Raw genomic sequence first — 8,624 nt, forward strand, 5'->3', positions numbered from 1 at the left:
GCTGGCCCTGCATTAGTGCGAGGACTCGCTTGTGAGCTATTCGGTTGTAATCAGTGGTACCGGCCTGTGGACCCCGGACCAGACCATCACCAACGATGAACTGGTGGAATCATTCAATGAATACGTGGAGCGTTATAACGCCCGCAACGCACAAGCCATCGAGGCCGGCGAGCTGGAAGCCCTGGGGCCGTCCAACAGTGCTTTTATTGAAAAAGCGTCAGGTATCAAGCAGCGTTATGTGATTGATAAGACCGGGATTCTGGATCCTGACCGCCTCGCTCCCCGCATTGATGAACGCACCGATGATGAGGTGTCGATCCAGGCGGAGATCGCCGTAAAGGCGGCCAAACAGGCACTGGATCATGCCGGCCTGACAGCCAATGACCTGGATGCCGTACTGGTTGCTTGTTCCAATATGCAGCGTGCCTACCCGGCCATGGCCGTGGAAGTGCAAGCGGCCCTGGGTATGGACCACGGCTGGGGTTACGACATGAACGTGGCCTGTTCCAGTGCCACTTTCGGTATCCAGGCCGGCGTGGATGCGATTCGCAATGGCAGCGCCCGCCGGGTACTGATGGTGAACCCGGAAATCTGCTCGGCACACCTGGCCTGGGAAGACCGTGATTGCCACTTCATTTTCGGCGACGTGGCGACTGCCGTGATTCTGGAACGCAAGGAAGATGCAACATCTGGCAATCAATGGGAAATTCTGGGTACGCGCCTGCAAACCAAGTTTTCCAACAACATCCGTAATAACTTTGGCTTCCTGAATCGGGCTGATGAGCGTGGCGTGGGCGCCCGTGACAAGCTGTTTCGTCAGGAGGGGCGCAAGGTGTTCAAGGAAGTTTGCCCCATGGTGGCTGAACAGATCAGCTCGCACCTGGCCGATACCCAGGTGCCGGTGGAGTCTGTCAGTCGCATGTGGCTGCACCAGGCCAACCTGAGCATGAATGAACTGATTTCCAAACGGGTGCTCGGGCGCCCTGCGACCCGTGAGGAAGCCCCGGTTATTCTGGATGCATACGCCAACACCAGTTCAGCCGGCTCCATGATCGCATTCCACAAGTACAATGAAGACCTGCCCGTGGACACCAAAGGCGTTATCTGCTCTTTCGGTGCCGGTTATTCCATTGGCAGCGTTATTGTGAACCGCATCAAATAATCACTGATGCGTTCACCTGCTCTTCACAAGGCCGCATTCTGCGGCCTTTTTTGGTTTTTTTGGCCTGTAGTCGTAACGTTTACCTCACGCGCGCATCTCTATATTGTCTGTGTCAGGTGCTCTTGATTTGAGCGGGTGCCTGAGCCGGTAAAACGGCTTCGGACATGACATTCAATAATGTACACCCTCAATAAAGTAAGTATGGAGACTTAACATGGCTAAGCTGACAAAACTGAACCCCCTGGCTGCTACCGTTGGTGCAGCTGTTGTAGCTTCCGCTCTTTCTGCGCCGGTTGCACAGGCGGCTGAAAACCCGTTCGCTGCTTCTGATCTGAATGCCGGTTATCAGCTGGCTGCCCACGCGGAAGGCAAGTGTGGTGAAGGTAAATGTGGCGAAGACAAGAAAGGCGAAGGCAGCTGTGGTGAAAAAGGCGCCGAAGGTAAATGTGGTGAAGACAAGAAGGGCGAAGGCAAGTGTGGTGAAGGCAAATGCGGCGGTGACGCATAAGGACGCCTGACCATGAAAACTGAGACACCAGTGTCCGGAGTGGGCCTGGGTCTTCGGCGGGCCCTTATGGGCCCGCTTTCACAGGCCCATGATTCCGCGCCTGACAGTATCCCTTTCGATTTTATGGAAGTGGCGCCAGAGAACTGGATTCCCATGGGCGGCCGTCTGGGTAAAGAGTTTCGGGCCTTTACCGAGCGCTATCCTTTTGTGACTCACGGGCTGAGTCTGTCACTGGGTGGGCCAGAACCGCTGGACTTCGAATTATTAAAATCGGTGAAGTCGTTCCTCAAGGAACACAACATTCGCCGGTACACAGAACACCTGAGCTACTGTAGCGATCACGGTCACCTGTATGACCTAATGCCGATTCCCTTCACCGAAGAGGCGGTGCATTACGTGGCGGATCGTATTCGTCAGGTGCAGGACTTTCTGGAACAACCCATCGGTATTGAACACGTTAGCTACTATGCTCGGTTGGGGAATGCGGCGCCCGATTCACAGATGTCGGAAATCGACTTTGTGAATGCGGTATTGCAGGAAGCTGACTGCGAACTGCTGCTGGATGTGAATAATGCCTATGTGAACGGTATTAATCATGGCTATGACCCCTACGATTTTATTTCCGCCTTGCCCGGTGATCGCATTTGCTATTTGCACATCGCAGGCCATTTTGATGAAGCGGAAGATCTGAAAGTGGATACCCACGGCAGCGATGTGATCGACCCGGTGTGGGCATTACTGGACCATGCCTATCAGACGTTTGGTTCACTGCCGACATTGCTGGAACGGGACTTCAATATTCCGGATAACGAAACCCTGTTTGCTGAACTCCGAAAGATAAGTGACTACCAGCAGCTTTATCCGGGGGTGGCGCTCAAGGCACCGGACACACATAAGTCTGCGCAATCATGAAAGGCACAGATTTTCAGGCCCTGCAGCGCGAATTTGCCGCGCATTTGCGCAACCCGGACACCCATCCTGCACCAGCAGGTATTGAAGAGCGGCGTCTGGATATCTACCGTAATCTTTTTTTCAATAACGTGAATGGCTTTCTTCGCCAGGGCTTTCCTGTATTGCACAGTCTGCTGGATAGTGATCGCTGGCAGCGACTGGCCCGGACTTTCTTTGAGCATCACGCCAGCCAGACGCCTTATTTTCTGGAAATACCCCAGGAATTTGTCAGCTTCCTGGCCAGTGGCCAGGGCAGCGAGCCAGGCGATCCCCCTTTTATGCTGGAGCTGGCGCATTACGAGTGGATGGAACTGGTGCTGGATGCGTCCACAGAGACTTTCCCGGAAACCGGCTTTCACCCGGAAGGGGATCTGTTGCGTGCGATTCCCGAGCTCAGCCCCCTGCATGAAATATTGAGCTACCACTTTCCTGTCCACAAAATCTGCACCGAATTTCAGCCTCAGGAAGCCCTTGAGCAACCCGTCTGGTTGCTGGTGTACCGTGACCGGGACGACTGCGTGCGCTTTATGGAAATCAACGCGCCGACGGCCAGGTTGTTGCAGTTGATTGGCGAACACCCAAAGGATAGCGGTAAAGCGGTGGTGGGGCGTCTCGCCGAGGAAATGCAGTTTGCGGACGTGGCAGCACTGGAAACTTTTTCTCGCGATATCCTGCAACAAATGCGTGAGCGGGACATCCTTATTGGAACCTCACTGAGTCGCCTGTAAGGATCCTGACGATGACCACGCTACAGTCTTTTTTTCACCGCTGTCATGCGGCGTTGAATCACACCCGTATTGCGGATTTCCTTGCGCCTCTGGCGCTTCGTTTGTTTCTGGCTCCGGTCATGTTCAGTGCGGGATATAACAAGGCCATGAGCTTTGAGAGTACGGTGACCTGGTTTGGCAATACAGAATGGGGGCTGGGCTTGCCTTTTCCTGCTTTACTGGCCTTTCTGGCGGCGGCCACTGAGCTGGTTGGCGGTGTGTTGCTGCTACTGGGCCTTTTCACCCGCTATATCAGCATCCCGTTGATGTTCACCATGGTGGTCGCCATTGGCTCCGTGCACTGGGAAAACGGCTGGTTTGCCATCGCGCCGGGCAACCCGGCAACCAGTATGGCCGCGCCGCTGGCCGAGGTCGGGTTTCCGGGGGCCGCGGACAGTTTGCAGAACAGTGAGGCAGTGGGCGAGCGCCTGGGCCGGGCGCGGGCCATTCTGCGCGAGCACGGCCAGTACGACTGGCTTACCGGTAAAGGCAATTTCGTGGTGCTGAATAATGCCATCGAATTTGCCGTTACTTACCTGATTATGCTGTTGGTGCTGTTCTTCTCCGGGGCAGGGCGCTTCGTTAGCCTGGACTACTGGATTGCCCGTCGTTGCTGGGCTCAAGGCAGATCGAATGTGTAAAACCTGTGCGGGTTGGGTAACGGTTTGCCGGTGGCCCTGTTCGTAGGGGCCGGGGCGTCGCTATAATGCGGCGTCCATTACTGTCCGGGGTGCCCGTGCGTTATCTATTGCTGAGCTTGCTGTTATGTCTGCCATTCGCCGTTCAGGCGGAAGAGGACTGGGGGGATGCGTCCACGGCATTTGATTCCCCGGACGGCAAACCCAAGTACGAAGACCCCTGGGAAGATATCAATCGCAAGATTTTTGCTTTCAACGAAGCGCTGGACAAATACGGCCTGAAGCCCGTTGCCAAGGGGTATGACAAGGTCACGCCACAGTGGATGAACGACACCATCACCCGGTTCTATGAAAACCTGCGTGATTTTCGCAGCGGGCTGAATAGTGTCCTGCAGTGGCGCTGGGGGCATGTGGGCCAAAACTGGGGCCGGTTTGCCGTCAATACCACGCTAGGCATTGGTGGCTTGTTTGATGTGGCCAGCAAGGTGGATCTGGAGAAGCGCAATACTGACCTGGGCCTGACGTTTGCCCGCTGGGGTGTGCCGGAAGGCCCGTTCATGATGCTGCCGTTCTTTGGGCCATCCACAGGGCGGGATGCTGCGGCTATCCTGCCGGAAGACTACATGCGCCTGCGTCACTATATCCCCCATGACCTGACCCGCCACAGTTTTACCGCCGTGTATGTGGTCGACTTGCGGGCTGACTTGCTGGATCTGGAACGCAATATCGTTGGCGACCGCTATACCTTCCTGCGTAATGCCTATCTGCAACGCCGTCGCTTTGAAAGCGGTGACCGGCCGTCGTTGCGTTTTCCCGAGATTGAAGCGCGGGATTCGGAACTCGATGACGAGTACGAAGACGATGGCTGGTGAAGAGAGAGTTGGCAGTTGATAGTGGACAGTTGACAGCTACGCGGACGGTTTCTTCTTTATCTTGAAGCGCAAGAGGCCGCGTCCAGAGTTTGGGCGCGGCCTCTTGCGTTTGAAAGTTGGCAGTGGCTGTTTCGCGCCGCTGTCAACTGTCCACTATCAACTCTCAACTATTATCGTTTCGTTCCCATTCCGGTGGTTTCCACAGGTGTTTGAGGCGCTGCCCAAGCGGGCCTTTCTGGCGGATGGCCCGGAACATGTCTGCGTATTCATGGCACCAGTTCACCACAAGGCTGTTGCTGTACACCGGGCGGGTGATGCCGTATTCCACCGGTTGGTCGTCTTTTTCTTCCACGAAGGTGCCGAACAGGCGATCCCAGATGATGAAAACCCCCGCGTAGTTCCGGTCGATATATTCCGGGTTGCGGCCGTGGTGCACTCGGTGATGGCTGGGCGTATTGAAAATGTATTCGATGGCCGGGTGCAGTTTGCCCACCAGGGTGGTGTGGATGAAATACTGGTATACCAGCGACAGGGCATAGCACACCCCGATCCATACCGGGTTGTAACCGAGAAAGGCCAGTGGCACATAGAACAACCAGCCGCCGTTGAAGATGTTGGTAGCATTCTGGCGCATGGCAGTGGAGAAATTCATCCGCTCGGAGGAGTGGTGGGTCACATGGGCGGCCCAGAACCAGCGCACCCGGTGTGAGGTGCGGTGGAAGCCGTAGTAGCAGAAATCCACCAGAAACCACAGGGCGATGGCGGTAAAGACGTTGAGCTCAATATCGAGCAACCGGTGCTGATACGCAAAGGCATACACGGGGAAGGCGATCAGCCCGGCGAACAGCAACTCGGTGGTCTGGTAGCCGGCACCGAGCATGAAATTGAGCCAGGATTCACGGCCATCCACCAGCCGGTTGTTGTGGCGAATCTTGCGGTATTCCCACAGGAACAGGCCAATAAAAAGCGGCGTGGCCACGACAAAGATCAGCTGTCGGGCATCCAGCGCCAGCCAGTCGGGCAGGGCATTCCATAGCGGTACCAGGCCGCTGTTCTGCCAGACGTTGTTGAACCAGTCCATTAATGCCATAGAAACCTCGAAGCTCGGTGGGAGCGCGGTGAAACGTGGAAGATGGCAGTGTGCGACAAGCGCGGCGGATAGTATTGACTATCCATGCCTTATTTTTGACAATTTAGGCCAACAGGGTAAACGTCACCCACAAGGAGAGACCATGGCCGCTGCCATGCGCGTCACCGGGGCCTGGGTACAGTTGCTGACCGACTGGCTGGACCGGGAAAACCTGCCTGCCCCTGCATTGCGCACGGTGCTGGACAGCCGCTCGCCAGCGGATGTGGTGCCGCTGCCGCTGTGGCGGGATCTGCTACAGCAGGCGGTGTTGTTGCGCCCGGAGCGGTTGGCGCCGGGGCTGGAAATCGGCGCCATGATCCAGCCCCGCCATGTGGGCATGCTGGGCTATCTGATTCTCACCTGCCGGACCCTGGGCGAAGCCATGCTGGCCTACCAGCGCTATGAGACCCTGTTCTACGGTCAGGACATGGTGGAGGTGGTGGGGCAAGGTGATCAGATGCTGGTGCGCTGGCCCGGGGAGGACTCCACCGGGGAGCTGGCGGACAGTGTGGCTATCGCGGCGCTGGTCAGCTTTCTGCGTCGGCAGGTGGATACGCCGCCGGTGCCTACCCGTGTTGATTTTGCTTTCCCTGGCCCCGAGCCGTCGATCCGGGCGGCGTTTGAAGCCTTTTTCGGCTGTCCGGTCCAGTTCGCTCAGGCGCACACCTGCGTTGCCTTTCCTGTCCACTTTCTTGCCATTGCCTTGCCGCATAGCGACCCGAGCATGCGCAGCCTGCTGGACCGGCAGGCCCAGGCCATGCTGCTGGCGCTGCCGGATTCCGACAGTTTTGATCGGGCCCTGCAACAGGCCATGGTGCGATTGATGCCGGAAGCGGCGGTGACCCTGCCGCGTCTGGCAGCGGAGCTGCACATGTCCGTGCGCACTTTGCAGCGTCGCCTAACCGAGCGGCAGTTAACCTGGCGGGAATTGCTGGACCGCACCCGCGAGCAACTGGCCCGCCACTACCTGGCCGACCAGTCACTGACGTTGGGGGATATTGCCTTGCTGCTGGGCTTTTCCGAGCACAGTGCTTTCAGTCGCGCCTACCGGCGCTGGACGGGAAACACCCCGGCACGGGCCAGAAAGCAGGCAGCAATGGCATACAAAACAGAAAATGCTGTGTAGTTTGGTGCTTTCGGCCGACGTGGATCGGCGAAACGCGCAGGCCGCGAATTCAGCGGGTGTTGGGCTATGGTTGTCGGCGTTGCTACCCGAACCAATCCAGTCGGTGAGAATTCCGGTCATTGCTGGCACGCCGTGCGGCGTGATTAATTTCCCGCCATCGTGCTCCGCGAGACGCCCTCGGAACGTTGAAACGACGCTGAGCTGAGAGGCTGGTGGAGACAGGCACAATGAGAGAGGAACACCGATGAAAACGCGTATTACCGAATTGCTGGGCATTGAGTATCCGATCGTTCAGGGCGGCATGCAGAACGTGGGTTATGCGGAGCTTGCCAGTGCAGTTTCCAACGCTGGCGGTCTGGGCATCATCACCGCCCTCACGCAGCCGACCCCGGAAGATCTGGACAAGGAAATCAAACGCTGCAAGGAAATGACCGACAAGCCCTTCGGTGTGAACCTGACCATTCTGCCGACCATCAAGCCGGTGCCCTACGAGGAATACGCCCGGGTAATTTGTGAAAACGGTGTCACCGTGGTGGAAACCGCCGGCCGTAACCCGGAACCGCATATGCCCCTGTTCAAGGAATACGGGGTGAAGGTGGTGCACAAGTGCACGTCAGTGCGCCATGCGCTCAAGTCGGAAAAAGTGGGTGTGGATGCGGTATCCGTGGATGGCTTCGAATGTGCCGGCCACCCGGGGGAAGATGACATTCCCAACCTGGTGCTGCTGCCGGCGGCGGCCCGTGTACTGAAAATTCCCATGCTGGCGTCCGGCGGTATCGGCACCGGGGCGCAGATGGCGGCGTGTCTGGCGCTGGGTGCCGATGGCATCAACATGGGTACCCGTTTCCTGGCCTCCAAAGAGGCCCCGGTACATGAAAACATGAAGAGAGCCATTGCCGAGGCGTCCGAACTGGATACCGCACTGATCTTCCGCCCCTTGAAAAATACCGCTCGTGTGTACAAGAACGCGGTGGCCACCAAGGTCAACGAAATCGAACGCGAAAAAGGTCAGGACATGAAGTTTGAATACATCGTGGATCTGGTGGCTGGTGTGAAAGGCAAGGCGGCACTCACCTCCGGTGAAATTGATGGTGGTATCTGGACGTCGGGGATCGTGCAGGGGCTGATCGATAGTTATCCGAGCTGTGCGGAAATCATCGATGACATTATCAGTGAATGTACCGGCACTATTAATCAGCGTCTGGCAGAAATCATGAAAAGCTAGGGAGCCTCTGAATAACGCCTTGCGTACTCAGCGTGGCCTGGAGCGTTCAGCTGTTGTGTCTTGTCTCGATGGTCAGGGTGGTTCCCTTTCCGAGAGGCAAGGCGCAGCAGATGGGCGCTCCAGGCCACGCCCTTCGGGTCTTTCAGGCTGGCCCGCACTCGTTGTTGCACTTTTTCGATGGATGGACATATCTCGATCCCAGTTAGGGGACACCTTCAAAAGCGCGCCCTCTGTGCCCCGAATGGG

Annotated in this window: 9 protein-coding genes; 8 read left to right on the forward strand and 1 reads right to left on the reverse strand. The window is 57.1% G+C overall.

Features of this window, described 5'->3' with window-relative positions:
• Positions 1–31 precede the first annotated feature (31 nt).
• The 6 genes from A3730_RS15155 to A3730_RS15180 all read left to right on the forward strand — a co-directional run bounded on the left by A3730_RS15155 (position 32) and on the right by A3730_RS15180 (position 4,898).
• Positions 32–1,162, forward strand: a complete 1,131-nt coding sequence (locus A3730_RS15155) for a beta-ketoacyl-ACP synthase III (RefSeq protein ID WP_063538353.1) — start codon at positions 32–34, stop codon at positions 1,160–1,162.
• A gap of 214 nt (positions 1,163–1,376) precedes the next feature.
• Entirely contained in the window at positions 1,377–1,670 is a 294-nt protein-coding gene (locus A3730_RS15160) for a hypothetical protein (RefSeq protein WP_063519801.1), read from the forward strand.
• Positions 1,671–1,682: 12 nt separating this feature from the next.
• On the forward strand, positions 1,683–2,582 hold the full coding sequence (locus A3730_RS15165; RefSeq protein ID WP_063519802.1) for a DUF692 domain-containing protein: 900 nt from the start codon (positions 1,683–1,685) through the stop codon (positions 2,580–2,582).
• Positions 2,579–3,349, forward strand: coding sequence for a DUF2063 domain-containing protein (locus A3730_RS15170; RefSeq protein ID WP_063519803.1), 771 nt, complete (start codon positions 2,579–2,581; stop codon positions 3,347–3,349). Before A3730_RS15165 ends, A3730_RS15170 begins: the two co-directional genes overlap by 4 nt.
• An 11-nt stretch (positions 3,350–3,360) precedes the next feature.
• Positions 3,361–4,029 carry a DoxX family protein gene (locus tag A3730_RS15175; RefSeq protein ID WP_063519804.1) on the forward strand — a complete coding sequence of 223 codons (669 nt, stop codon included), beginning with the start codon at positions 3,361–3,363 and terminating at the stop codon, positions 4,027–4,029.
• Positions 4,030–4,094: 65 nt separating this feature from the next.
• The gene (locus A3730_RS15180; RefSeq protein WP_063519805.1) at positions 4,095–4,898 is read left to right on the forward strand and encodes a VacJ family lipoprotein; all 804 of its coding nucleotides are present in this window, start codon (positions 4,095–4,097) and stop codon (positions 4,896–4,898) included.
• A 163-nt stretch (positions 4,899–5,061) separates the two neighbouring features.
• Here the strand turns inward: A3730_RS15180 and A3730_RS15185 are convergent, their stop codons facing one another.
• Positions 5,062–5,988, reverse strand: a complete 927-nt coding sequence (locus A3730_RS15185; RefSeq protein WP_063521036.1) for a sterol desaturase family protein — start codon at positions 5,986–5,988, stop codon at positions 5,062–5,064.
• A gap of 142 nt (positions 5,989–6,130) precedes the next feature.
• Here A3730_RS15185 and A3730_RS15190 point away from each other — a divergent pair, with 142 nt between their 5' ends.
• Both A3730_RS15190 and A3730_RS15195 read left to right on the forward strand, forming a co-directional pair.
• Positions 6,131–7,153 (forward strand): AraC family transcriptional regulator, encoded by a 1,023-nt coding sequence (locus tag A3730_RS15190; RefSeq protein WP_063521037.1) that lies wholly within the window; start codon positions 6,131–6,133, stop codon positions 7,151–7,153.
• A gap of 244 nt (positions 7,154–7,397) precedes the next feature.
• Entirely contained in the window at positions 7,398–8,378 is a 981-nt protein-coding gene (locus tag A3730_RS15195; protein WP_063521038.1) for a nitronate monooxygenase family protein, read from the forward strand.
• The last annotated feature ends 246 nt before the right edge of the window (positions 8,379–8,624 follow it).

It is taken from the genome of Alcanivorax sp. HI0044 (assembly GCF_001634945.1).

What these genes read in the sequence shown, in the direction of transcription:
- A3730_RS15160 (WP_063519801.1), top strand. Translation starts at nt 1,377, where the DNA reads ATGGCTAAGCTGACAAAACTGAACCCCCTGGCTGCTACCGTTGGTGCA.
- A3730_RS15165 (WP_063519802.1), top strand. Translation starts at nt 1,683, where the DNA reads ATGAAAACTGAGACACCAGTGTCCGGAGTGGGCCTGGGTCTTCGGCGG.
- A3730_RS15170 (WP_063519803.1), top strand. Translation starts at nt 2,579, where the DNA reads ATGAAAGGCACAGATTTTCAGGCCCTGCAGCGCGAATTTGCCGCGCAT.
- A3730_RS15175 (WP_063519804.1), top strand. Translation starts at nt 3,361, where the DNA reads ATGACCACGCTACAGTCTTTTTTTCACCGCTGTCATGCGGCGTTGAAT.
- A3730_RS15180 (WP_063519805.1), top strand. Translation starts at nt 4,095, where the DNA reads ATGCGGCGTCCATTACTGTCCGGGGTGCCCGTGCGTTATCTATTGCTG.
- A3730_RS15185 (WP_063521036.1), bottom strand. Translation starts at nt 5,988, where the DNA reads ATGGCATTAATGGACTGGTTCAACAACGTCTGGCAGAACAGCGGCCTG.
- A3730_RS15190 (WP_063521037.1), top strand. Translation starts at nt 6,131, where the DNA reads ATGGCCGCTGCCATGCGCGTCACCGGGGCCTGGGTACAGTTGCTGACC.
- A3730_RS15195 (WP_063521038.1), top strand. Translation starts at nt 7,398, where the DNA reads ATGAAAACGCGTATTACCGAATTGCTGGGCATTGAGTATCCGATCGTT.